Source organism: Streptomyces sp. NPDC058198 (assembly GCF_042882605.1).
Taxonomy (GTDB): domain Bacteria; phylum Actinomycetota; class Actinomycetes; order Streptomycetales; family Streptomycetaceae; genus Streptomyces.
The window spans coordinates 1,154,519-1,178,391 of the sequence record NZ_JBHVVP010000001.1 but is presented as its reverse complement, the minus strand read 5'-3'; the positions used below and the strand labels follow the sequence as shown (position 1 = coordinate 1,178,391).

At 72.0% G+C, this 23,873-nt stretch carries 16 protein-coding genes and 1 pseudogene; 12 read left to right on the top strand and 5 right to left on the bottom strand.

Features of this window, described 5'->3' with window-relative positions; translation table 11 throughout:
* The first annotated feature begins 191 nt into the window (after window positions 1–191).
* Complete coding sequence (locus ACFVWW_RS05285) at window positions 192–2,330, top strand: tetratricopeptide repeat protein (RefSeq protein WP_386876033.1); 2,139 nt, start codon at window positions 192–194, stop codon at window positions 2,328–2,330.
* Here ACFVWW_RS05285 and ACFVWW_RS05280 read toward each other — a convergent pair.
* The 3 genes from ACFVWW_RS05280 to ACFVWW_RS05270 form a co-directional block, all read right to left on the bottom strand.
* On the bottom strand, window positions 2,305–4,092 hold the full coding sequence (locus ACFVWW_RS05280) for a hypothetical protein (protein WP_386876031.1): 1,788 nt from the start codon (window positions 4,090–4,092) through the stop codon (window positions 2,305–2,307). The two genes, ACFVWW_RS05285 and ACFVWW_RS05280, sit on opposite strands and share 26 nt — an antisense overlap.
* A 106-nt stretch (window positions 4,093–4,198) precedes the next feature.
* Window positions 4,199–5,281 carry a hypothetical protein gene (locus tag ACFVWW_RS05275; RefSeq protein WP_386876029.1) on the bottom strand — a complete coding sequence of 361 codons (1,083 nt, stop codon included), beginning with the start codon at window positions 5,279–5,281 and terminating at the stop codon, window positions 4,199–4,201.
* Window positions 5,282–5,556: 275 nt separating this feature from the next.
* The gene (locus ACFVWW_RS05270) at window positions 5,557–6,153 is read right to left on the bottom strand and encodes a TetR/AcrR family transcriptional regulator (RefSeq protein WP_384333360.1); all 597 of its coding nucleotides are present in this window, start codon (window positions 6,151–6,153) and stop codon (window positions 5,557–5,559) included.
* 223 nt (window positions 6,154–6,376) lie between these two features.
* Here ACFVWW_RS05270 and ACFVWW_RS05265 point away from each other — a divergent pair.
* The 4 genes and pseudogenes from ACFVWW_RS05265 to ACFVWW_RS05250 all read left to right on the top strand — a co-directional run.
* Window positions 6,377–7,288: pseudogene (locus ACFVWW_RS05265) on the top strand (DMT family transporter); the annotation flags it as partial.
* 384 nt (window positions 7,289–7,672) lie between these two features.
* Complete coding sequence (tdh, locus tag ACFVWW_RS05260; RefSeq protein ID WP_384186518.1) at window positions 7,673–8,701, top strand: L-threonine 3-dehydrogenase; 1,029 nt, start codon at window positions 7,673–7,675, stop codon at window positions 8,699–8,701.
* Window positions 8,702–8,775: 74 nt separating this feature from the next.
* Window positions 8,776–9,975, top strand: a complete 1,200-nt coding sequence (locus tag ACFVWW_RS05255) for a glycine C-acetyltransferase (RefSeq protein ID WP_384186521.1) — start codon at window positions 8,776–8,778, stop codon at window positions 9,973–9,975.
* Between the two features lie 99 nt (window positions 9,976–10,074).
* Window positions 10,075–10,989 (top strand): LysR family transcriptional regulator, encoded by a 915-nt coding sequence (locus ACFVWW_RS05250; protein ID WP_384186524.1) that lies wholly within the window; start codon window positions 10,075–10,077, stop codon window positions 10,987–10,989.
* Between the two features lie 85 nt (window positions 10,990–11,074).
* Here the strand turns inward: ACFVWW_RS05250 and xylB are convergent, their stop codons facing one another.
* Window positions 11,075–12,550, bottom strand: coding sequence for a xylulokinase (gene xylB, locus ACFVWW_RS05245; protein WP_384333403.1), 1,476 nt, complete (start codon window positions 12,548–12,550; stop codon window positions 11,075–11,077).
* A gap of 306 nt (window positions 12,551–12,856) precedes the next feature.
* Between xylB and xylA the strand changes: the two genes are divergently transcribed.
* A complete protein-coding gene (xylA, locus tag ACFVWW_RS05240) occupies window positions 12,857–14,026 on the top strand; it encodes a xylose isomerase (RefSeq protein ID WP_384186527.1) in 1,170 nt (389 codons plus the stop codon).
* A gap of 37 nt (window positions 14,027–14,063) precedes the next feature.
* On the opposite strand, the gene ACFVWW_RS05235 is transcribed toward xylA, so the two are convergent.
* Complete coding sequence (locus ACFVWW_RS05235; RefSeq protein WP_384186529.1) at window positions 14,064–15,302, bottom strand: ROK family protein; 1,239 nt, start codon at window positions 15,300–15,302, stop codon at window positions 14,064–14,066.
* 224 nt (window positions 15,303–15,526) lie between these two features.
* Here ACFVWW_RS05235 and ACFVWW_RS05230 point away from each other — a divergent pair, with 224 nt between their 5' ends.
* The 6 genes from ACFVWW_RS05230 to ACFVWW_RS05205 all read left to right on the top strand — a co-directional run bounded on the left by ACFVWW_RS05230 (window position 15,527) and on the right by ACFVWW_RS05205 (window position 23,870).
* On the top strand, window positions 15,527–17,641 hold the full coding sequence (locus ACFVWW_RS05230) for a glycoside hydrolase family 27 protein (RefSeq protein WP_386876025.1): 2,115 nt from the start codon (window positions 15,527–15,529) through the stop codon (window positions 17,639–17,641).
* 164 nt (window positions 17,642–17,805) lie between these two features.
* Window positions 17,806–19,092 carry an ABC transporter substrate-binding protein gene (locus ACFVWW_RS05225; RefSeq protein ID WP_386876023.1) on the top strand — a complete coding sequence of 429 codons (1,287 nt, stop codon included), beginning with the start codon at window positions 17,806–17,808 and terminating at the stop codon, window positions 19,090–19,092.
* A gap of 1 nt (window position 19,093) precedes the next feature.
* Window positions 19,094–20,011 (top strand): carbohydrate ABC transporter permease, encoded by a 918-nt coding sequence (locus ACFVWW_RS05220; RefSeq protein ID WP_384186537.1) that lies wholly within the window; start codon window positions 19,094–19,096, stop codon window positions 20,009–20,011.
* Window positions 20,011–20,916 (top strand): carbohydrate ABC transporter permease, encoded by a 906-nt coding sequence (locus ACFVWW_RS05215; protein WP_384333348.1) that lies wholly within the window; start codon window positions 20,011–20,013, stop codon window positions 20,914–20,916. The genes ACFVWW_RS05220 and ACFVWW_RS05215 overlap by 1 nt, the downstream gene beginning before the upstream one ends.
* Window positions 20,913–23,015 carry an alpha-galactosidase gene (locus ACFVWW_RS05210; RefSeq protein WP_386876021.1) on the top strand — a complete coding sequence of 701 codons (2,103 nt, stop codon included), beginning with the start codon at window positions 20,913–20,915 and terminating at the stop codon, window positions 23,013–23,015. Before ACFVWW_RS05215 ends, ACFVWW_RS05210 begins: the two co-directional genes overlap by 4 nt.
* Window positions 23,016–23,111: 96 nt before the next feature.
* Complete coding sequence (locus ACFVWW_RS05205; protein ID WP_384186544.1) at window positions 23,112–23,870, top strand: SDR family NAD(P)-dependent oxidoreductase; 759 nt, start codon at window positions 23,112–23,114, stop codon at window positions 23,868–23,870.
* Window positions 23,871–23,873 lie beyond the last annotated feature (3 nt).

The following is a 23,873-nucleotide window of genomic DNA, read 5'->3' as shown; positions in this document are numbered from 1 at the left end:
GGCCACGGCGGGAACCGGCAAGCACGGCCGGAACCGGCAGCACGGGCGGCTCCCCCCGCGCGACGGGGCTCCTGCCCAGGTGAACACCGCTTTCGGCACGGGACATTGCGAGTCGACGCCAACCACACCCCTCCCGCCGTGATCCGGATTAACGTTGATCCCCACAGGTCGGGGAGCGGGGGGAGCGGGGCATGCTGGATCCCATTTCATTGACGGCGATCACCGCGGTGCTGGGCGCCGTAGGGACGGGGATGGCCAACGAGGCCGGGAAGTGGGCCTGGGAATCGGCCGGCGGCCTGGTGCGGCGCATCGTGGGGCAGGAGGTGACCGCGCCGGCCGGGCGGGCCCAGCTGGAGGCAGTGGCGGAGCGGGTCCACGAGGCCGTGCGGACCGATCCGGCGCTCGCCCGTGCCTGGGCGGCGTTCGCCCGCACCGCGCCCGGCCCCGCGAGGGCGGACGGCATACCGGCTCTGCCCCCCTCCATACGGTTCTTCACGGACCGTCAGGGACCGATGAGGCTGCTGGAGAAGGAGGCCCTGCGCAAGGCGGACGGACGGCCCAGGGTCGCGCTGGTCCATGGGCCCGAGGGCATCGGCACCAGCGCCCTCGCCGTGCACTGGGGGTGCCGCGAAGCGGCTCGCTTCCCGGAGGGGCAGGTGTACGTCGATCTGCGGGGTGCCTCGGCGGGGACCGCCCTCGACACCGCCACTGTGTTGCGGAGTCTCCTTGTCCAGCTGGGGATGCGGCAGGACGAGATACCGCAGAGCGCGGCGGAGCGGCGCGAAGACTTCCGGCGCTGTGTCATGGACCGGCGGCTCCTCGTCGTGCTCGACCACGCCCACTCGTCCGCGCAGGTCCAGCCGCTGCTCACCGCCGCACCCGGGGTGTTCACCGTCGTGGTCGCCCGGCGTCCGCTGCCCGGTCTGGACGCCGTACCGGTCCCGGTCGGACCGCTGTCCGACAAGGACGCGCGACGGCTGCTCACCGACCTCGCGGGGCGGCCGGTCCTGGACGCGGCCCGTGCCGTACTGCCGCGCGTCCTGGAGCGGTGCGCCGGATCGCCGTACGCCCTGCGGGCCGCCGCGCCGCGACTGTCCGAGCCGCACCGGCTGGAGGAGGCACCCACCGTGTCCGGGAGCGACCCCGTCCGTACCGCCGCCGAGGGCGTGTACCGAGAGCTGGAGCCGGCCGTCGCCCGGGTCTACCGGCTGATGTCGCTGCGCGAGTGGCCCGCCTTCGGTGCCGCGGTCGTCGCGCACACCGCGCGCATACCGGAGGCCGAGGCCGTCCGCTCGCTCGGCGAACTCGCCGACCGGCAGCTGCTGGAGCGCACGGACACCGACCGCTACCGCTACCGTCCCGCGGTCCGCGGCCACGCCGAGGAGGCCGCCTTCCGCGAGGACGGCATCGCGGCCTGCGCGGCGGCCACGACCGGCACGGTGCGGTGGTACCTGCGCTTCGCGGTCCTGGCGCGGCTCGCCGCCCTCCCGCAGAGCTGGGGGATCGGCCCGCTCTACGACGAGTTGGCGCAGAGCCCCGGCCCGTTCGGGAACGCGGGCGAGGCGCTGGCCGCCCTGCGGGCCGAGCTGGGCAACCTGGTCCAAGCGGTGTACGCGGCAGAGGAGTTCGGCCAGCCGGACTCCGTCTATCAGCTGTGCCAGGCCCTGTGGCCGCTCCAGCTCAAGGCGGGGCATCACGACGAACTCCTCCCGGCCCTCCGGGCGGGCACACGCGTCGCCGACGCCCACCACCCGGGATCCAGGATGGCCGGCCGGATGCACTCACTGCTGGCTCTGGACCTGATCGAGCTGCGCCGGTGGGAGGAAGCCGAGTCCGAACTGACCGCCGCCGCACGGGCCGAGGAGCTGTCCGAGCATCTGCGCGGCCATGCCTCGGCCGTCGAGTCGCTCGGCCTGCTGCGGCTGCGGCAGTGGCGCTTCCAGGAGGCGTACGAGTGCTTCGACCGGGCATTCGCCATCCTCGGCGGGATCGGCCCGGGGGACGAGGGCGAGCGTGATCTGCCCCGCGCCCATGCCCTGCTGGAACGGCACCGGGGGCGGGCGCTGCGCGGCCTCGGCCGCTTCCCCGAGGCCCGGGAGCGGCTGGAGACCGCGCTGCGGTTCTTCCGCGCCAGTGCGGAGTCGTACAACACGGCCAGGACGCTCACCGACCTCGCGGAAACGCGTCTCGACGCGGGGGACACGGGCGGTGCGCTGCCGCTGATCGACGAGGCGACGGCCGCGCTCGACCAGGAGAAAGCCGCGTATCACCTCGCTCATCTGCGGGGCCTGCGCGAGCGCTGCCTCAGCGCGTCGGGGGGACCGGAGTGACCGACACCCGGTGTGCGCAGGCGCCGGTCCGTACGGTCATCCCGGCCGCTGACAGATCCTCCGGGGCCTTGCCCGCGGCCAGCCAGGCGTGCAGGGCGGAGGCGTACGCGGCGGGGTCGGCCGGGTCGGCGGCCGCGGGATCGCCGGCGAGCCGCAGGAGCGCGCCGTTCCTGGTGCGTACGGTGCAGCTGCCGGCACCCGTGACATGGGCGGCGAGGGCACAGTGCGGATGGCGGGCCAGCACCTCGGCCGTCCACTGCTCCGGGGTGCCGAACCGGACGTCGTCCGCTGGGCCGTCCCGGTGGATCACATCGGCCAGGGCGAGCCGGCCCGGGTCCAAGGTGTCCTCGTGGACGGCCATATGCGCGTCCCCGTCTCCCGCCGGCTCGGACCGCGGGTCCGCGTAACGGCTCAGCTCGATCTCGCCGTTCCCCAGCAGCCGGGTCACCACCCGCATCGGGGCTGTCCGTGACACCGGTCCATGGGGAGGGAGCGGCAGCGGGTCCAGCAGGGCGGGTTCCGCCGGCTCGGGGATACCGATCAGCTGGTAGAAGTGGCGGCGCAGCAGCGCCGCCGCCGCGCCCGGAGCCGACGAGACCAGCTCCGCCGGATCCGGCAGTGGGCGGTGCCCGGCCAGGAGCGTGTCCAGTTGGGCCCGGAGCGGGACGTACGGCGAGAGCCGCGGCGCCTGCCGTACGAACGCGGCGACCGGCGACCCCGCGTCGAGGCCGTCCGACGGCGCCGTCCCCATCAGTACGGGGGTACCGAGCGCGGCCGCGTAGTAGCTGACCGATCCGCCGTCCCCGATGACCACATCGGCCGCGATGAGCGCCTGGCGCCATCCCTCCAGCGGATCCACCAGGGTCAGGCCGCCCCGCCGGGCCCGGTCCAGCCAGGCGCGGATCTGTCCGGGGCCGTGACCGTGCCAGATATTGGGGTGCAGGACGGCCGCCGGCCGGTATTCGTCCGCGGGCAGCTCAGCGGTGAGCTGCGGCAGCAGCGACGGAAGTACGTCCTCTCCGCCACCGTCCCCGAAGAGGGAATCCGGGTTCCAGGTGGAATTCAGCAGGACGAGCCGCTGCCCGCGCCGCACGTCGAGGGCGCGGCGGAAGCGTGCGCGGTACGGCAGGGCCGCCAGCATCCGGTCGAAACAGGGGTCACCGGCGAGGACGGCGGTGGGGGCGGCTTCCGGGCACGCGGCGCGCAGCCGTTCCAACTGTTCCGGGTGGGAAAGGACCAGCGCGTCCGCGACGGGGGAGCCGTCCGCGAGGAGCCACTCGCGGGAGAGCCCGAAGACGGGCGGTGGTGCGGCGCCGGGCGAAAGGCGACCGGTGTCCGGTGTCCGGTGTCCGGTGTCCGGTGTCCGGTGTCCGGTGTCCGGTGTTGCTAGCCTCTTATTGTATCCGGTGCCGTGGGAGAGAACGGTCAACCTGCCGGAAATTCGGTGAAGTTGACCGCCGAAGCTGGCCGAGATCGCCAGATCCACCGGGAGGCCGACCGCCTGCTCCCACGGCAGGACCGGCACCCCGGTCTCCGCCAGCAGCTCGGCCACCCCCGACCGGAAGGGCGAAGAACCGGTGCAGGTGGCGAGGAGCTGCACGCGCAGGTCGTCACGGAACAGCGGCAGCACATCCAGCAGCCGGGTCGCCGAGGTCACGTTGTGCACGACGAACAGCACCCGCCGGCACCGCCCCCGGGTCGCCCACCGCGTCGCGTCGGCCCCCACCGGCACGCGTATGTACCCGCCGTGGCCCCCGTCCACTGTTCGCCCGCCCCCGCTTCACCGCGCCGCCGCCACCTGTGACGGCCACGATAACCACACCGCTGTACGGCGGTGTGAGCGGACCTGAGGGCGGTCCGCCGTGGGGTCAGGGAGCCGACTCCAGCTGGTCCCACCACCACGAGATCGTGGGGATCGGAAGCGGCTCCAGGCTGTCGTCGGCCGGATGGTGCTTCCACCACCCGCCGGGCGCCGCCTCCGGCCCCGACGGTACGGAGTAGCGGGGGCAGACCGACGCCCAGTCGAGATGGCCCCGGACGAAGTGGCTCAGCCCCTCGACGTACTGGCGCAGACCGTCGTCCGCCTCCTTCAGCACCTGCGCGGCGAGCCGGTCGAAGAGCACCATGACGCGGTCCCGCATCGCCACGGCCTGCACGAGGGCGTGGTGCGGATCGCAGCCCTGTTCCTGGCACAGGACGTCGATCAGATTGAGGTTGTCATCGGCCCGCAGCAGTTCCTTGTCCCGGGAGTAGAGGTCGTTGTCCCAGCTGACGAGGGTCCAGGTGATCTCGGTGAGGGCGCGTACCCGGGGATCGTGCAGATCCTCGTCCGCCACGGAGAAGCCGCCGACCACCTCGATCAACGCGATGCACGGCGCCATCCCTATGGACCGCATCCACAGCGTGACGTAGTCGTCGAGCGAGGGCAGCGTGGGGTTGCGGCGCCAGGACGCCTCCCACACCAGCCCCGAGGTGTAGACGCGCATCCCGTCCGTCAGACGGTGCAGCTGGCGCGGCGAGGCGAATCGTTCCAGCTCCAGGCGGAACCCGCGCAGCGCGGCCGTGTGGGGTGAGTCGCCGGAGGGGTCCGAGGTCGGGGCCTCGATGGCGCGCATGAGACGCGAGGTCTCCTGGGCCAGCAGATCCGCCGTGGCCCCCGACTCGTCGCACACTCCGTCGTCGAGCGAGAAGAGCACGGCGAGGAACTTGGTCATCAGGGTGAGCGGTTCGAGCTGTCCGTACGGCATCGCCGAGGCGGCGAGGCCGCCGAAGTCGCAGAGGGTGAGACGTTCGAGCTGGTGCTCGTCGGTGTCGAGCCGCTGGGCGAGCATCCATCGCACGGCCTGGTCGTTCAGGAGGTCGGCGGACGGATGTCTGGCGGGTGGTACGGGGCAGTAGAACGGCACAGCCGGAAGCCGGCGGACCAAGCTCTGTTCCGAGACACAGGTCATGATCGGCCTCCAGGCGCGACAAGGTGCGGTTCCGTTTGGAGCGTATATGCCGGTGACGGTTCGTCAACAACTATGCAAATGGACAATGCCTGGCCGAAATTGACTGATTTTGATCAGAGTTGGTCACCGTACGGGGGCGTGCCGACCTGAGGGCTCCGGCATGCCGGTGGGCCCCTCCCGAAGGAGAGGCCCACCGGCCGGGAAGTGCGCCGCCCCCGTCCCCACGGTGCGGCGCGGACGGGCCGTCGTCATCCGCTCGGACGACGGCCCGCCGGTCATGAGGGCGAGGTGACTCGCAGACCGAGTGCGGGGAAGACCGCGGCCTCCAGGAAGCGGGTGAGGTACGCCTCGTCCGCGTACCGCCCCTCCATCATCGGCCGGGCGCGCATGACGCCGATCAGCTGGGCGGCCACGAACTCCGCGGCGGGATGGCCGGCCGCGAGCTCGCCACGGGCCACGGCGCGGCTGACCATGGCGTCGATGGCCATGATGCCCGGTTCGATGAGGGCCTCGCGCAGCGCCCGCAGCAGCTCCGGATTCTGCAGGGCCGCATGGCCGAGCGCGTGCATCAGTGTGGTGTCGCGCCCCGATTCCGCCGCGGTCGAACAGGCCGCCGCCCGCAGATCCCCGACGAGGGTGCCGGTGTCGACGTCCGCGAGCGTGGCGCACCGGGTGCCGCGGAGCGCGGCCGCGACGAGCTGCGGTTTCGTACCCCACTGACGGTAGAGCGTGGACTTGCCGCAGCGGGTGCGGGCAGCCACGCCCTCCATGGTCAGCGCGTCGTAGCCGACTTCCCGGAGCAGATCCAACGCGGCCTCGTAGAACTCCAGCTCCCGTTCCGGCGTGATCTTGGAGCGGCGCTGCGGCGTCATCGTCTCTCCCTCTCGGTTCCGATACGGCAGTGTACCGATACGCCACTGTACCGATACGGATCCGTATCGGTACAGTGGCGTATCGATAGGGCGTGGTTCCGGCCGCGCCGCCACACCAGCCACGCCGTCGCACCGCGCCGCGTCGTCCATGCAAGGGGGGTCGGGTGACAGACACCCGCGAAGTGCTCCGCATACCGGCGGCCGCCCCGCCAGGGGCTGCCCGGTGAACGGCGCGACAGCGGTGGCCGTCGCGCTGTCGCTGGTCTCGGCCGTCGCGTACGCCTCCGCGGCCGTGGCGCAGGAGCGGCTCGCCGCCCGTACGGGAGCCACGGCCGGGCTGCTCGCGCTGCTGGGCCACGGCGCCTGGTGGTGGGCGGTCGGGCTGAACGCGGCCGGGGCGCTGCTGCATGTGGTGGCGCTGACGTACGGGCCGCTCACCCTGGTCCAGCCGCTGGGCGCGCTCACTCTGGTCGCGGCCGTACCGCTGGGCGCGCGTCGCGCCGGGCGGCAGGTCAGCCGGGGCGAGTGGCGCGGCACGGCGTTCACGCTCGCCGGCCTCGCGGTCATCCTGCTGACGGCCGCGGGTACGGCTCCGAGCGACACGCTCACGCTGCCTCAGGCACTGGGCGTGGCGGGGGTGGCGCTGGCGCTGGTGGCTCTGCTGACCCGGCCGGGGGCCCGTCCCGGCCTCCGGCACGCGGCGGCCTCCGGGATCACGTCGGGGGTTGCCTCGGCCCTCACCCAGACCGTGACGGTCGCCGCGACGGAGCGCGGCGCGGGCGCACGGCCGCTGTGGCAGGTGGCGGCCGTGGCCCTGCTGGTCGCGGCCTTGGCGTCGGCCGGGCTGCTGCTGTCCCAGAGGGCGTATCAGGGCGGCCTGGGGGCGCCTCTCGCGGTCCTGACCCTGGCCAATCCGGTCGCGGCGGCGGCGATAGGACTGACGCTCCTGGGTGAACGCCTCCAGGGAGGGACGGCGGGTATCGCGGCGGCGCTCGTCGGCGCGGTGGTGGCGGCGCGAGGGGTGGTGCTGCTGACGAGGACCTCGGCGACGCCGGAACCGGCCGTACAGCCCACGGTGGCTCTGGCAGCCTTGGTTCCCGTACCCGTACCTGCTCCGCCCTCACACGATGACCCCGCCCTGGGGATGGCGGCCTCCGCCGCGTCCGTCACGTCTGTCGCGTCCGTCACGTCGATCACCTCGGCCACCTCGGCCGTCGCCGTCCCCGTCGCCTCCGTCGCCCGGTTGGCCGTGTCCCGGGTCGCCGTCTGGGGCGTGCCGATTCCGGTGCTGCTTCTGCCCGGCGCGTTCGCCCCGCAGGTGCCCGGTGCCAGGGAATCTCCCGGGCACGCGCCGCGCCACCGGCGGCGCAGGAGGCGGTGCGGCGCCCGGGTGTGAAGCTGCGCTGTTGGGCCGCTTAAGAAATCCTCGATGGACTGAGCGGCCGGCGCTCGGCAGATTGGTGCCTGACCAAAGATCACCGATCACCGATCAGCACCAGCACCCCGGGAGCACACGCCCATGAAGGCACTTGTGAAGCAGAAGGCCGAGCCGGGGCTGTGGCTCATGGACGTGCCGGTACCGGAGGCCGGGGCCGGTGACGTACTGATCAAGGTGCTCCGTACCGGCATCTGCGGTACCGATCTGCATATCCGCGCGTGGGACGGCTGGGCCCAGCAGGCGGTCACGACGCCCCGTGTCCTCGGCCACGAGTTCGTGGGCGAGGTCGTGGACCTCGGCGCCGGCGTCCAGGACATCGCCGTGGGCGATCTCGTCAGCGGCGAGGGCCATCTCGTCTGCGGCAAGTGCCGTAACTGTCTCGCCGGCCGCCGGCACCTCTGCCGCAGCACCGTCGGCCTCGGCGTCGGCCGTGACGGCGCGTTCGCCGAGTACGTCGTCCTGCCCGCCTCGAACGTCTGGGTGCACCGCGCCGAGGTGAACCTCGACGTCGCCGCGATCTTCGACCCCTTCGGCAACGCCGTACACACCGCGCTCTCCTTCCCGCTCGTCGGCGAGGACGTACTGATCACCGGCGCGGGCCCCATCGGGATCATGGCCGCGGCCGTCGCCCGGCACGCGGGCGCGCGCAATGTCGTGATCACCGACGTCAGCCCGCACCGCCTCGAACTCGCCCGCAAGGTCGGCGCCACGCTGGCTCTCGATGTGTCCGGCGCCACCATCGCCGACGCGCAGAGGCAGCTCGGCCTGAAGGAGGGCTTCGACATCGGCCTGGAGATGTCGGGGCGCCCCGAGGCCATGCGCGACATGGTCGACAACATGACGCACGGCGGCCGGATCGCCATGCTCGGCCTGCCCGCCGAGGAGTTCGCCGTCGACTGGTCGAAGATCGTCACCTCCATGATCACGATCAAGGGCATCTACGGCCGCGAGATGTTCGAGACCTGGTACGCGATGACCGTCCTGCTCGAAGGCGGGCTCGACCTCACCCCGGTGATCACCGGCAGCTACGGCCACCAGGACTTCGACGCCGCGTTCGACGAGGCGTCCACGGCCCGCAGCGGCAAGATCATCCTCGACTGGACCCGTTGATCAGTCCGCCTGATCAGTCCGCTTGATCGGTCCGCCTGATCAGCCCTCGGTCCGAAAAATTCAAGGAGCCCCACATGTACGCGTCCGTCCGGGACGACCTGTCCGCCACCCTCGACGAGATCCGCGACGCCGGTCTCTTCAAGCCCGAGCGCGTGATCTCCACCCCGCAGAGCGCCTCCGTCGCCGTCACCGCCGGTGGCGCCCCCGGTGACGTCCTCAACTTCTGCGCCAACAACTACCTCGGCCTGGCCGACCACCCCGAGGTCGTCGCCGCCGCCAAGGACGCGCTCGACCGCTGGGGCTACGGCATGGCCTCCGTACGCTTCATCTGCGGCACCCAGGAGATCCACAAGGAGCTGGAGCAGCGCCTGTCCGCGTTCCTCGGCCAGGAGGACACGGTCCTCTACTCCTCCTGCTTCGACGCCAACGGCGGCGTCTTCGAGACGATCCTCGGCCCCGAGGACGCGGTCATCTCCGACGCCCTCAACCACGCCAGCATCATCGACGGCATCCGGCTGTCCAAGGCCCGCCGCCTGCGGTACGCCAACCGCGACCTCGCCGACCTGGAGACCCGGCTCAAGGAGTCGCAGGACGCCCGCCGCCGGCTGATCGTCACGGACGGCGTCTTCTCCATGGACGGGTACGTCGCCCCGCTCGCGGAGATCTGTGATCTCGCCGACCGCTACGACGCGATGGTCATGGTCGACGACTCGCACGCCGTCGGCTTCGTCGGCGCCGGTGGCCGTGGCACCCCGGAACTGCACGGTGTCATGGACCGCGTCGACATCATCACCGGCACTCTGGGCAAGGCGCTCGGCGGCGCCTCGGGCGGTTATGTCGCGGCCCGCGCGGAGATCGTCGCGCTGCTGCGCCAGCGCTCCCGTCCGTACCTCTTCTCCAACTCCCTCGCCCCGGTGATCGCCGCCGCGTCGATCAAGGTCCTCGACCTGCTGGAGAGCGCGGGCGAGCTGCGGGACCGGCTGAGGGCCAACACCGCGCTCTTCCGTACGAAGATGGCCGAGGCGGGCTTCGAGATCCTGCCCGGCGATCACGCCATCGCGCCGGTGATGATCGGTGACGCCGCCGAAGCGGGCCGGATGGCGGAACTGCTGCTGGAGCGCGGCGTGTACGTGATCGGCTTCTCGTACCCCGTCGTCCCGATGGGCCAGGCGCGGATCAGGGTCCAGCTGTCCGCCGCGCACTCCACGGCGGACGTGGAGCGGGCGGTGGCGGCGTTCATCGACGCCCGCGAGGCGATGAAGCGGGAGAGCTGACGCGCGCGGCCGCCCGGCCTCCGACCCGCCCGGCCCCAGACCCGCCCGCGCACCGGCCGGCCCGCCGCGGTCCGCGTCGCGACCTGGCAAAATGGCAGGGTGATCGACCCTCGGCGGCTGCGGATTCTGCGGGCCGTGGCGGACCACCGTACGGTGACCGCCGCGGCCGCCGCGCTGTATCTCACCCCCTCGGCCGTCTCCCAGCAGCTCGCCGTCCTGGAGCAGGAGACCGGCCACACCCTGCTGACCCGCAGTGGCCGCGGGGTACGGCTGACAGCGGCCGGCGAGATCCTGCTCTCCCACGCGCACGCCGTCCTCGCCCAGCTGGAACGGGCCGAGGCGGAGCTCGCCGCGTACGCGGGCGGCGCGGCCGGGGAGGTCACGGTCGCCGCCTTCGCCACGGGCATCGCGGAGGTACTGGCCCCGGCCCTCCAGCTGCTTTCCGGACCCCATCCCGGCATCCGGGTGCGGGTCCGGGACGCCGAGGGCGACGAGAGCCTGCCGATGGTGCTCGACGGACAGGCGGATCTGGCGGTGGCCGTCGAGTACCGGGGCGCTCCGCGCGAGGACGACCTGCGGCTGTCCCGGGTGGCCCTGTACGCGGAGCCGTTCGACGCGGTCCTGCCGGCCGCGCACCCCCTCGGCCTCGGCGCGGAGGTCGCGCTCGCCGAGCTGGCCGACAGTGACTGGATCGGTCCCTATCCGGGCAATCCCTGCCATGACGTGATGCAGCTCGCCTGCGAACTGGCCGGCTTCCAGCCGCGCCTGGTGCACTCCTCGGACGACTTCCGCGCGGTCGTCGCCCTCGCGGGCGCCGGCGCCGGGGTCGCTCTGGTCCCGCGCTCCGCGCTGCGTGCCATGGAGCTGAAGGGCACTGTCGTACGCCCGGTCGCCGGCCCGGCCGCGACGCGCAGGGTCTTCGCTGCGGTACGCCGGGGCGCGGAGGACCATCCACTGATCCGTCCGGTCCTGGACGCCCTCGTGCGGGCGGCGGCCGGCCTGCCGACGGGCTGAGAGCCTGTCGGAGGACGGGCTCTGAGCCGGACCGGCCGGGCCGAGTCCGGCTTCCCCGGCCGGCCGCAGGACCCTGACCCCGCGCTCAGGTCAGCAGGCTGGGCGCAGCCCTGTCCAGCACCGAGTTCACTCGCTCCCAGGTCTCCATGTCCCGCTCCACCGGGGGCAGTTCCGGCCCGTGGCCCGCCTTCCAGGAGGTCGCCACCGCCACCGGGTCCTCGCCGGTGGCCGCGCCCGCCGCCAGGGCCGCCGCGCCGAGTGCGACCAGTTCGCCGCTCTCGGGGACGATCAACTGGCGCCCGGAGAGCCGCCGTACGGTCTCCACCCACATACGGCCCTGAGCGCCGCCGCCCACCAGCCGCAGCGGCCGGGAGGCGACCTCCGGGTCCGTGGGGTCGAGACCGCAGGCGCGCAGCACCTCGTCCAGCGCCCGCAGCACCGTGACGGCCGCGCCCTCGTAGGCCGCGCCCAGCAGCTGCTGCGGCGTGGTGTCGTGGCGCAGCCCGGTCAGCAGGCCCGAGGCGGTCGGCAGATCCGGGGTGCGTTCGCCGTCGAGGTAGGGCAGCAGGACGGCTTCGCCGCCGGGCACCGCGTCCTCGCGGTCCAGCCGGAGCAGCTCCGCCACCTTGTCGACGGCGAGCGTGCAGTTCAGGGTGCAGCCGAGCGGCAGATACGTACCGTCGGCCGCGGCGAACCCGGAGAGCGCGGCGGAGCCGGGACGCGTGCGGGTCGCGGCGAACACCGTGCCCGAGGTGCCGAGACTGAGCACCGGGTGGTCGAGCAGCCCCGCGCCCCCGAGGCCCAGGCCGACGGCGGCGCTCATGTTGTCACCGGTGCCCGCCGCGACGGCGATGCCCGCCGGGAGGCCGAGCTCCGCCGCCGAGCCCGCGGTGAGCGAGCCGACCCGGGTGGCGCCGGTCGGGGCGACGGCCGGCAGCAGAGCGGCGTCCAGGCCGAGGAGCGCGAGCAGTTCGGGGTCGTACGCACCGGTGGCGGTCGAGTACCAGCAGGTGCCGGAGGCGTCACCGGGGTCGGTGGCGGCGGTGCCCGCGAGCCGTTCGGTGAGAAAGTCGTGGGGGAGCCTGACGGCCGCGGCGGCCTCGGCGATGGCGGGATCGTTCTCCCGCAGCCACTGCCACTTCGAAGCCGTCATCGACGCCACCGGTACGGAGCCGGTCCGCGCCGTCCAGGCGTCCGGGCCGCCGAGCGCCTCCGTGAGCGCGGCGGCCTGCGGGGCGGAGCGGGTGTCGTTCCACAGCAGCGCCGGGCGCAGCGGCCGGCCCGTGCGGTCCAGCACCACCAGTCCGTGCTGCTGACCGGCCACCGCGATACCGGTCACCGCCGAGGGGTCGACGCCGGACTCCTTCAGCCCGGCGGCGACGGCCTCGCGCAGGGCGTTCCACCACACCTCCGGGTCCGTCTCGCGCGCGCCGCCCTCGCCGGTCACCCGGTGCGGGGCGCGGCCCACGGCGAGCAGCCGGCCGGTGGCGGCATCCGTGAAGGCCGCCTTGGTGGACTGGGTGGAGCTGTCCACGCCGATGACGACCGGGTTCTGCGACATGGGCGTGGACATGGCGTACCTCTTTCCCTGACTGACTTCGACTGACATCGCTTGCCGGCTGATGTCACTGGCTTCTGCGGCAGTTTGGACGTCGCGCAAACAAATTACGCGATGGCGCGGCGCACGGGAACCGTCACTACCGATCATCGTCCGTGTGCGGGCGTGCTCACACATGTTCGGTGAGCCGGACACAGATGAGCGCACGCGGGGGGTTTTGCGCACCCACGTGGACGTGCATTATTAGTCATGTCAGGAAACAAAAAGGTCGGCACGTGCCGGACCTGAGGTATCGAAGGCGGCCAGAGAATGACGGAACGCTTCACACCCACCCCCGAGGACAAGTTCAGCTTCGGTCTGTGGACGGTGGGCTGGCAGGGCAGGGATCCGTTCGGGGAAGCGACCCGCCCGGCCCTGGACCCCGTCGAGTCCGTACAGCGCCTCGCCGAGCTCGGCGCCTGGGGCGTGACCTTCCATGACGACGACCTCATCCCGTTCGGCTCGTCCGACGCGGAGCGCGAGGCGCACATCAAGCGGTTCAGGCAGGCGACCGAGGCGAACGGCGTCGTCGTGGAGATGGTCACCACCAACCTCTTCACGCACCCCGTCTTCAAGGACGGCGGCTTCACCGCGAACGACCGCGACGTCCGTCGCTACGCGCTGCGCAAGACCCTCCGCAACATCGACCTCGCCGCTGAGCTCGGCGCCAAGACCTTCGTCGCCTGGGGCGGCAGGGAAGGCGCGGAGTCGGGTGGTGCCAAGGACGTGCGCCTCGCTCTCGACCGGATGAAGGAGGGCTTCGATCTGCTCGGCGAGTATGTCGTCGAGAAGGGCTACGACATCAAGTTCGCCATCGAGCCCAAGCCGAACGAGCCGCGCGGCGACATCCTGCTGCCCACCGTCGGCCACGCCCTGGCGTTCATCGACCGCCTGGAGCGCCCCGAGCTGTACGGCGTCAACCCGGAGGTCGGCCACGAGCAGATGGCCGGGCTGAACTTCCCGCACTCCATCGCCCAGGCGCTCTGGTCGGGCAAGCTCTACCACATCGACCTCAACGGGCAGAACGGCATCAAGTACGACCAGGACCTGCGCTTCGGCGCCGGTGATCTGCGGGCCGCCTTCTGGCTCGTCGACCTGCTGGAGACCGCGGGCTGGGACGGCGCCCGCCACTTCGACTTCAAGCCGCCGCGCACCGAGGACTTCGACGGTGTGTGGGCCTCCGCCGCCGGCTGCATGCGCAACTATCTGATCCTCAAGGAGCGGGCGGCCGCCTTCCGCGCCGACCCGCAGGTCCAGGAGGCGCTGCGTGCCGCGCGCCTGGACGAACTGGCCCTGCCGACCGCCGCGGACGGGGTGGCCGCGCTGCTGGCCGACCGCAGCGCCTACGAGGATTTCGACGTCGACGCGGCCGCCGAGCGCGGCATGGCGTTCGAGCACCTCGACCAGCTCGCCATGGACCATCTCCTCGGCGCCCGCTGACCGTACGGCCTCTCGACAGCGCGGGGCGGGCTGCCCGTCAGTCCGTCTCGCGCTGTACGTACGCCACCGGATCGGCCAGCACCGCCCGTACGACCAGCGCCGCCGCGCCGCGTGCCGCGTCCCCCGCCGAGGAGGACGCGCGTAGCCGGCCGCTGTCGCGCGGCCACAGGCCCGAGACCACGCGGGCCGTCAGCTCCCGGTCGGCCGACGGGGACAGCCAGGGCATCAGCTCCCGGTAGATCCCGCCCAGCACGACCGCGTCGGGATCGAAGAGGTTCACCGCGCCCGACAGCACCCGGCCCAGCATCAGCCCGGCCTGGTCGACGGCCGCCACGGCCTGCGCGTCGCCGGCGCGCGCCCGGCGCGCCAGCTCGGCGACGCCGGGCACCCCGGCGTTCTCGTCGATCCCGGCCGCCCGCAGCAGCGCGGACTGGCCCGCGTACTGCTCCAGACAGCCCCGGGAACCGCAACGGCACAGCGGGCCCGCCGAGTCGACGACCACATGGCCGATCTCGCCGGCGAAGCCGTGCGCCCCGCGCAGCAGTTCGCCGTCCAGCACCAGGGCGCCGCCGACGCCGATCTCGCCGGTCAGATAGAGGAAGGTACGGAGCGGGCCGAGGCCCCCGAACCACAGCTCGGCCAGCGCCGCGAGATTGGCCTCGTTCTCCGAACTCACCGGCAGCGGCGGCACATCGGGCTGCAGCTCCGCCATGGCCTGGGCGAACAGCTCCTCGGCCGGGACGCGGTTCCAGCCGAGGTTCGGCGCCTGCCGGACCGTACCCCCCGACACCAGCCCCGGCAGGGCCAGTTGCACCCCGACCGGCAGCAGGCCCTGTTCTCCGGCCGAATCCAGCGTGCGCGCGGCGATCCGGGCGCCCCGGGCCAGGACTTCGGCGGGCTGGGCGCCGCGGTTGTCGATGTGCTCGGTCAGCCGGACCCGGTCGGTGCCGGACAGATCGACCACACACACCGAGACGTAGTCGATATTGATCTCGACGCCGATGCCGGCGGGGCCGGACCGTGTCACCTTCAGTACGGTGCCGGGGCGCCCGGCCTGCCCGCTGAACGTCTTGCCGGACTCGGAGAGAAAGCCGCTGTCCAGCAACTGTTCGACCAGGGACGACACGGCCGCCCGGGTCAGGCCCACGCGCGCCGCCACACCGGCCCGGGTGGCGTCGCCCTCGTCCCGTACCGCCCTCAGCACAAGGCTCAGATTGTGCCGGCGCACCGTCTCTTTGTCGGCCTTGGGGCCGAGGGATGTGTGGTTGCTGTTCATGTCGCGGCCGAGCCTATGTGATCGGCCCGGGGTGTAGGGGGCGTGGCGGCAAGCCGATCGTCGTACCGTGCGACTTGTTTAAGTTAATTAGTAATTTTCGTTGACAGTGTACGGACACGCAGCCACAGTCTTCGTCGTGGCGCCGCCGCCGTGAGCACGGCTCGGCGGGGGTGCCCCCGAACCCCAACTCTCGGGAGACATCAGTGACTTCGCATCGTGCAGGGATGGTGCGTGCCCGGCGCGCCGCGGCGGCTCTCGGGGCCGCCGCGCTGGTCGGGGTGGCGGCAGTGCCCTCGGCACACGCCGCCGACGACCAGGGCGCACCGCGGTACTACGACAGCGGGCTCGCCCCCACGCCGTACATGGGATGGAACACCTACTACGGCCTCGGCGCCCCGACGGAGGACCAGGTCAGGGGCGTCGCCGACCATCTGGTCAGCAGCGGGCTCAGGGACAGCGGCTACGACATCGTCTGGCTGGACGGCGGCTGGCAGGCCGACACCCCGCGCGACGGCCGGGGACGGCTGACCGCGCACCCCGGCCGGTTCCCCTCCGGTATCCCCGCCCTGGTGGACTACCTCCACCGGCGCGGGCTGAAGGCCGGGATCTACACCGACGCGGGCACCTACGACGGCGGCAAGAGCTGTGGCCTCGGCAGCCGCGGCCACTACGAGGAGGACGCAAAGCAGTTCGCGGGCTGGAAGGTCGACGCCATCAAGGTCGACTTCCTGTGCGGGATCTCCGAAAAGCTCGACCCAGGACCGGCGTTCAAGGAATTCAGTGACGCGGTCGCCACCTCGGGCCGGCGGATGCTGCTCAACCTCTGCAATCCGCTCACCGACGACTGGGGTCTGCCGCACACCCCGGCGCAGGACGCGCACAACGCGTACGTCTACGGGCCGACGTCGGCCGACTCCTGGCGTACCGGCACCGATATCGCCTGGGGCACCCCCACCGCCGGCCAGTGGCCCAACGTCCTGCGCAACATGGACGCCAACGCCTGGCACCCGGAGGCCCAGGGGCCGGGGCGCTACAACGATCCCGACTACCTCATCCCGATGCGGAAGCTGGCGGACGGCTCGTACGAACTGTCCGAGGAGGAGTCCACCACCCAGCTGGTGATGTGGGCGGAGATGGGCTCCCCGCTGGTCATCGGCTCCGACCCGCGCACGCTGCCCCAGTCGATGATCGACACGCTGCGCAACCCCGAGATCATCGCCGTCGACCAGGACCCGCTGGCCATCCAGGGCGTACGGGTCGCCACCGACGCGACGGGTGATGTCTACAGCAAGGTGCTCCAGGGCTCCGGCGAGCGCGCGGTCGTGCTCCTCAACCGCTCGGACCGGGCGGCCGAGCGGACGGTGGACTTCGCGGACGCGGGACTGGGCGGCGAGGTCGCCGTCCGTGACCTGCGGGCCAGGAAGGACGCGGGTGCGCACACCGGCTCGTACACGGTCACGGTCCCCGCGCACGGCACGGCCTTCCTCAAGCTGTCGGGCACGGACGCCGCCCCGGGTGTCCCACTCGGCACGCGCTCCACGGCGAGTCCCGCGCTCGTCAGGGACGGTGACCGGCTGACCGCGTTCCTTCGCGGTACGGACGGATCGCTGCGGCAGCGGACCGGACGCGACGGACACTGGTCCTCCGGCACCACCGCGCTCGGCGGTCCGACCCAGGGCCGGATCCTCGGCCAGCCCGCCGCCTACGCCTCGCCGAACGGCCGCATCGATGTCTTCGTGCGCGGCACGGACGACGCGGCGTACCGGCGGGCCTTCCTCGACGGGCGCTGGGGCCCCTGGCAGAAGCTGGGCGGGACGCTCACCGACGCGCCGGGCGTCGCCTTCGAAGGCCCGGACAGCTGGACGATCTTCGCCCGGGGCGAGGACGGCGCCATCGAGTCGCGCGGGCCCCGGACCGGCTGGACCTCGCTGGGCGCCCCGGAGGACCGTCCGGTGTACGGGCGCCCGTCGGCGGTCATCGATACGGCGGGCCGTGTCCATGTCGCCGTACGCACCGCCGACGACGCGGTGTGGACCCGGGTGCGCGACGCCTCCGGCGGCTGGTCCCCGTGGTCCTCGCTGGGCGGGACGGTCAGCGGCAGCCCGACGCTCGTCGCGTCGGGAAATACCGTGCATCTCTTCGCGCGGGCCGGTGACTACACCCTCTGGCAGCGTTCGTACGGGGTCGGCGGCGCGGACGGCTGGGGCGGCTGGGCCCCGCGTACGGAGTTCGTGAGCGGGGTCTTCGACGGCGCGCTCGGGGCGACGGCCGGCCCGGACGGCACGGTGCTGACGTTGTTCCGCGGGGTGGACGGCCGCGTCCACCAGAGCCGGCTCTGAGCGGGTTCCGGGCGGTTCGGCGACGCGCCGTCCATCCCGTTCGGAAATAAATTAGTAATTAATCTTGACGCTGCTCCACCGCCGCGTCAGTCTGTTCCCGCCGAACGAGAGCCCGGCCGTCAGGGGGCCGGGCTCCGTTCCGTGGGCGTATAGGGAGTTCTTCCATGATCACCTCAGAACCCAGCCGCCGCCGGTTCCTCGCGGGCGCGGGCGCCGTCGGCGCCGCCGCGCTGATGAGCGGCTGTGTCACCTCGACCTCGACCGGCAAGACCACGTCGGGCGGCGCGGTCACCCTGCAGTCCAACCTCTCCTCACCGCAGGCCGAGGCGGCCACCCAGAACGTCGTCGCGGCGTTCAACAAGCGCGGCGGTGCGAAGGCCCAGCTCAACACCGTCGCCTCCGAGACCTTCCGCACCCAGCTCCCGAGGTACCTCACCTCCGCCATCCCGCCGGACCTCTACACCTGGTACCCCGGATCCGTCGCGGACTCGTACGCCAGGAAGGACCTGCTGCTCGACGTCAGCGACATCTGGACCAAGCCGGAACTGGCGGGCTACACCGACGCGTTGAGCAAGCTCTGCACCTCGTCGGCCGGCGCGAAGGTGTTCGTCCCCACTTCCTACTACTGGTGGGGCGTCTTCTACCGGAAGTCGAACTTCGCCAAGTGGGGCGTCAAGGAGCCCAAGACCTGGGACGAGTTCCTCGGCCTGTGCGACACGCTCAAGTCCAAGGGCGTCGCACCGATCGGGATCGGCGCCGGTGGCAACACCGCCTGGGTGGCCTCCTCCTGGTTCGACTACCTCAACATCCGCGTCAACGGTGCGACCTACCACCGCGACCTGCTCGCCGGCAAGCGCCGCTTCGACGACCCGGAGGTCCGCAAGGTCTTCGACCGGTGGAACGAGGCCCTGCCGTACTTCGACCCCAATGGCACGGCCCTCCCCTTCCAGGAGGCCACCACCGCCCTCCTCCAGGGCCGTACCGGCATGATGCTGATCGGTACCTTCTTCGCGGACTCCGCCCCGAAGGGCGCGCTGGACGACATCGACTTCTTCCGCTTCCCGGTCATCGACCCGAAGATCCCGATGGCCGAAGAAGCGCCCACCGACGGCTTCTTCGCCAGCGCCCGCACCAGCCGCAAGGACGAGGTCAAGGAGTTCATGCGCTACCTCGCCACCGCCGAGGCGCAGGAGATATACATCCAGGCCTCCTCCGGCACCGCGCTGCCCACCCACCCCGACGCCAAGGACAGCGGAACCCCGCTGGTCAAGAAGGGCCGCGCGCTGGTCGAGAGCGCCGAGGAGGTCACCCAGTTCTTCAACCGGGACTCCAGCGACGCCCTGCAGCCCGCCGCGGACACCGCGCTCACCCGGTATCTCGCCAGGCCCAAGGAGATCGGCTCGATCCTCACGACCTGGCAGCGGGACGCGCAGAAGATCTGGAGTCAGTGAGATGGCGGTGCTCACCGCGACCCGGCGGCGGCCGGGGGCGAGCCGGAAAAAGGGAGCGACCCGGGTTCCGCCCGTGGTGCTCGCCTTCGTCCTCGTACCGCTGCTGGCCGAGGCGTTCTGGGTGTTCTGGCCGGCCGTCCAGGGCTTCTACCTTTCCCTCACGAAGTGGGACGGTATCTCGGCCCCGCAGTTCATCGGGCTCGGCAACTTCCGCGAACTGCTGGGCGACAGCGTCTTCCGTACGGCCGTCATCGACACCGTGCTGTGGCTGGTCCTCTTCGGCGGGCTCTCCGCGATCCTCGGCCTCGGCGCCGCCCTGCTGCTCCAGCAGGAGCGGCGCGGGGTCGGCTTCTACCGGGCCGCGCTCTTCCTCCCGGTCGTCTTCTCGCTGGTCGCCACGGCGCTGGTGTGGCAGGCGATGTACCAGCCGGACGGTCTGATCAACCAGATACTCGAAGGCATCGGGCTCGGCAGCCTCACCCACGCCTGGCTCGCCGACCAGGACACCGCGCTCTACGCCGTGATCGTGCCCGCCCTGTGGCGCCAGATCGGGTATGTGATGGTGCTCTATCTCGCCGGGCTCAAGGGCATCGACCCGGTGCTCTACGAGGCGGCGAAGGTCGACGGCGCCTCCCGCCGGCAGCAGTTCCGTCACATCACGATGCCGCAGCTGCGCAGCGTCAACGCCGTCGTCCTGTCGGTCATCGTCATCGACTCGCTGCGTTCGTTCGATGTCGTCTGGGCGCTCACCCGCGGCGGCCCCTACCACTCCTCCGAACTGCTCAGTACGTACATGTACTCCACCGCGTTCCAGTCGCTGCGGCTGGGATACGGCTCCGCCCTCGCGGTCGTGATCTTCGTGCTGGCCTTCGGGGTCATCGCCTCCTATCTCGTCCGCGCCTTCCGGGAGGCCGACTGATGACCGTCACCCACGCCTCCGCGCCGGCCGTCGAGCAGCGGGAGCCGGCCCCCGGGCCGCGGCCGCGCGCCGGCCGTCCCGCCCGCCGCCGGCTGGCCACCGCGGGATTCCACCTCAGCGCCGGCCTCCTGTCGCTGCTCTGGCTGGTGCCGATCGCTCTCGTGCTCGTCACCAGCACCCGGTCCTTCGACGACATCGCCGCCAACGGCCTGGGCAGCCTGCCGCACTCCTTCACCCTGGACGGCTTCCGCCAGGCCTGGGTGGACGGCGGCCAGCAGCGCGCACTGATCAACAGCCTGCTGGTCACCGTCCCCGCCGTGCTGCTGTCGCTCGCCCTCGCCTCGATGGCCGCGTTCGGACTCAGCCGCTACGACCTGCCGGGCCGCCGTACGCTGCTGCTCCTGATGCTCGGCGGCAATCTGCTGCCCCCGCAGATCCTGCTGATCCCGGTCTCCAAGCTCAGCGAGATGCTGGGGATCTACGATTCGCTGTACGCGCTCATCGGCGTCCAGGTCGGCTTCGGCGTCGGTTTCTACGTCTTCGTCCTGCACGGTTTCATGCGGTCCATCCCGCCCGAGATCCAGCAGGCCGCGGTCATCGACGGCGCGAGCCCCTGGCAGATCTACCGGCGCATCATCATGCCGCTGGCCACGCCCGCCCTCGCCGCGCTGAGCGCCCTCTCCTTCACCTGGATCTTCAACGATCTGCTGTGGGCGATCACCGTGCTGCGGACGGACAGTCAGATGCCCATCACCGCTTCCCTCATCGGACTCCAGGGCCAGTACGTCTCCATGTGGAACGTCATCGCGGCCGGCTCGGTCATCGCCGCGGCCCCGACCGTTCTCGTCTTCCTCCGGTTCCAGCGCCATTTCGTGGCCGGACTCAATCTGGGAGCAGTCAAGTGACCTCGCACGACCGGTGGATCCTGCGCACCGAGAACACCACCTACGCGGTCGCGCTCGCCGGAGACGGACGGTGGGCCGAGCTGATCGCCTGGGGCCCGCACGGAGTGGAGACCGGTCCCTCGCCGCTCGACTGGTCACGCCGTACGCACTTCATCACCCCGGCCGACGCCGCGCCCGCCGAGTACATCCCGTACGGGCTGCGGCCGTTCACCGGCGCCGACCTGGTCGCCCAGCGCCCCGGCGAGGAGCGCGGCGTGTGGTGGCGGTTCACCGGAGCCACGCATGAGGACGACCGCGCGCTGCGGCTGGTCTTCACCGACGAGACGCTCGGACTGGCGGCGGCGCTCTGCTACGAGAGCGTCCCCGGCACCGATGTGATCCTCCGCTGGACCGAGCTGACCTGCACCGGCGACGACGAACTGCGCCTGGAGCGCTTCGACTCCGCCGCCGTGAACATCCCCGCCGGCGGCGGCGCCCGGCTCACGTATCTCACCGGCCAGTGGTCCCAGGAGTTCCAGCGCACCCAGCTCGAACTGACCCGCGGCCGGTTCGAGATGGCCGCCACCCAGGCCGTCCCCGGCCACGCGTACGCGCCCTGGCTCGCCGTCCAGGACGCCGCGAACCCCGACGGAGCTGCCACGCCCACCTACGGCGTCGCCCTGGAGTGGTCGGGCAGCTGGCACATCACCACCGACGCCGAGCCAGGAGGAGCGGTCCGCGTCCGCGCGGGCCGGCTGCCCCACGAAGGCGCCGTACGGCTCGCGCCGGGCGCCACCCTCACCACCCCCCGGCTCGCCTGCGCCTTCAGCCCGGAAGGACTCGACGGTCTCGCCCGGGTCTGGCACCGCTACGAGCGACGCCTCACCGGCGACCGTATGAACCGCCCACGCAAGGTCCTCTACAACTCGTGGGAGGCCACCGGCTTCGACGTCGAGGCGGCGAGCCAGCTGGAGCTGGCGCGGATCGCCGCAGGACTGGGCGCCGAACTCTTCGTCGTCGACGACGGCTGGTTCCCCGGCAGGGCCGACGACACCGGCGGCCTCGGCGACTGGTACCCGGACCCGGCGTCCTTCCCCGAGGGCTTCGACCACTTCATCGCCCAGGTCCGCGATCTGGGCATGGACTTCGGCCTCTGGGTCGAGCCGGAGGCCATCAGCCCCGCCTCCGCCCTGTACGCGGAACACCCGGAGTGGGTCTACCGCGTCGAGGGCCGCCCCGCCACGCTCGTACGCAACCAGCTGCTGCTCGACCTCGGCCGCGAGGACGTGCAGGACTTCGTCCTCGCCACCCTCGACCGGCTCCTCGGCGACCACGCCATCAGCTATCTCAAGTGGGACATGAACCGCCCGCCGACCGAACGCGGCCGCCCGGGCGGCGGCCCCGTCGAGGAGCAGGACCTCGACGCCGCGCACGTCGCCGGCTATCTGCGGGTCCTCGACCATCTGCGGACCCACCACCCGCGGGTCACCGTGGAGGGCTGCGCGGGCGGCGGCGCCCGGATCGAGCACGCCACGATCGCCCGTACGGATGTGGTGTGGCCCAGCGACAACACGGCGCCGCTCGACCGGCTCTCCATCCAGTACGGCTATCTGCACGCCCACGCCCCGCACACCATGAGTTCCTGGGTCACCGACGCCCCCGGAATCTTCGACCCGCGGCCGCGCTCGCTCGGCTTCCGTTTCGTCAACGCGATGGCCGGAGTGCTCGGTATCGGCGCCGACATCCGTACCTGGTCGCCCGAACAGCGCACCGAGGCGGCGCGGTGGATCGCCCGCTACAAGGAGATCCGCGAGGTCGTCCACCAGGGAGAGGCGCGGCTGCTCAACACCCCGGCGGACGCGACCTGCGGAGTCCAGTACGAGGAGCCGGGCGGCGGCCGGGTCGTGGTCACCGCCCTGAACACCGGCCGCCTCGACGGCGCACCGCTCGTGCCGGGCCGGCCGGCCCGACTGCGCCTGCGGGGGCTGAATCTGACGGGTCGTTATCTGGACACGGCGTCCGGCACCGTCTACAGCGGGGCCCATCTGGTCCATTACGGACTCCCGTTCGCCTGGACCGAGCGGTACGACGCGGAACTGGTCGTCCTGGAAAGGCAGTAGCCCGTCCACGGCTCGCGCGGTCACCGGCCTGCGCAGTCATTAAAGTCGCCAGGACGCCGCGAGGCGCCCTCGAACCCCAAGGAGTCGACCCGCCGCATGAACGGAACCGCCCGCTTCACCGGCCACGTCGCCGTGGTCACCGGAGCCGCCTCGGGCATCGGCGCCGCCACCGCCGGGCGCCTCGCCGCCGAAGGCGCCGCAGTCGTCCTCGCCGATGTCGCCACGGAGCGCGGGGAAGCCGTCGCCGCGCGCGTCCGCGAGGACGGCGGCAGCGCCGTATTCGTCCCGGCGGACGTCGCCGACCAGGGTGACTGGGAGCGGATCGTCGCCGCGGCACACCGCTTCGGACCCGTCGGCGTGCTCGTCAGCAACGCCTACACCGTGGAGGTCGCCGCCGCCCACGAGATGTCCTTGGCCTCCTGGGAGCGGCAGCTCGCCGTCAATCTCACCGGCGGATTCCTCGGCTTCAAGGCCGTCCTGCCCGATCTGCGCGAGCAGCGCGGCGCGGTGGTGCTGACCTCCTCCGTCCACGCGCACAAGGGCATCCCTGGCCACCCCGCCTACGCCGCCTCCAAGGGCGCGCTGCTCTCGCTCTGCGGACAGCTTGCCGTCGAGTACGGCCCCGAGGTACGGGTCAACGCCGTACTGCCGGGGCCGATCCTCACCGCCGCCTGGGACCGGGTGCCCGAGGAGGACCGGGAACGCAGCGTCGCCGAGACCGCGGCACGCCGCTTCGGACGGCCCGAGGAGGTCGCCGCCGCCATCGCCTTCCTCGCGGCCGGGGAAGCCTCGTACATCACCGGATCGAGCCTGCTCGTGGACGGCGGCTGGAGCGTCGTGAAGGCCTCGGCCTGACCG

Coding starts and splice junctions, on each gene's coding strand:
- ACFVWW_RS05215 (WP_384333348.1), top strand. CDS start 20,011: ATGACCGTCACCCACGCCTCCGCGCCGGCCGTCGAGCAGCGGGAGCCG.
- ACFVWW_RS05235 (WP_384186529.1), bottom strand. CDS start 15,302: ATGAACAGCAACCACACATCCCTCGGCCCCAAGGCCGACAAAGAGACG.
- xylA (WP_384186527.1), top strand. CDS start 12,857: ATGACGGAACGCTTCACACCCACCCCCGAGGACAAGTTCAGCTTCGGT.
- ACFVWW_RS05205 (WP_384186544.1), top strand. CDS start 23,112: ATGAACGGAACCGCCCGCTTCACCGGCCACGTCGCCGTGGTCACCGGA.
- xylB (WP_384333403.1), bottom strand. CDS start 12,550: ATGTCGCAGAACCCGGTCGTCATCGGCGTGGACAGCTCCACCCAGTCC.
- ACFVWW_RS05270 (WP_384333360.1), bottom strand. CDS start 6,153: ATGACGCCGCAGCGCCGCTCCAAGATCACGCCGGAACGGGAGCTGGAG.
- ACFVWW_RS05230 (WP_386876025.1), top strand. CDS start 15,527: ATGGTGCGTGCCCGGCGCGCCGCGGCGGCTCTCGGGGCCGCCGCGCTG.
- tdh (WP_384186518.1), top strand. CDS start 7,673: ATGAAGGCACTTGTGAAGCAGAAGGCCGAGCCGGGGCTGTGGCTCATG.
- ACFVWW_RS05275 (WP_386876029.1), bottom strand. CDS start 5,281: ATGACCTGTGTCTCGGAACAGAGCTTGGTCCGCCGGCTTCCGGCTGTG.
- ACFVWW_RS05255 (WP_384186521.1), top strand. CDS start 8,776: ATGTACGCGTCCGTCCGGGACGACCTGTCCGCCACCCTCGACGAGATC.
- ACFVWW_RS05225 (WP_386876023.1), top strand. CDS start 17,806: ATGATCACCTCAGAACCCAGCCGCCGCCGGTTCCTCGCGGGCGCGGGC.
- ACFVWW_RS05285 (WP_386876033.1), top strand. CDS start 192: ATGCTGGATCCCATTTCATTGACGGCGATCACCGCGGTGCTGGGCGCC.
- ACFVWW_RS05220 (WP_384186537.1), top strand. CDS start 19,094: ATGGCGGTGCTCACCGCGACCCGGCGGCGGCCGGGGGCGAGCCGGAAA.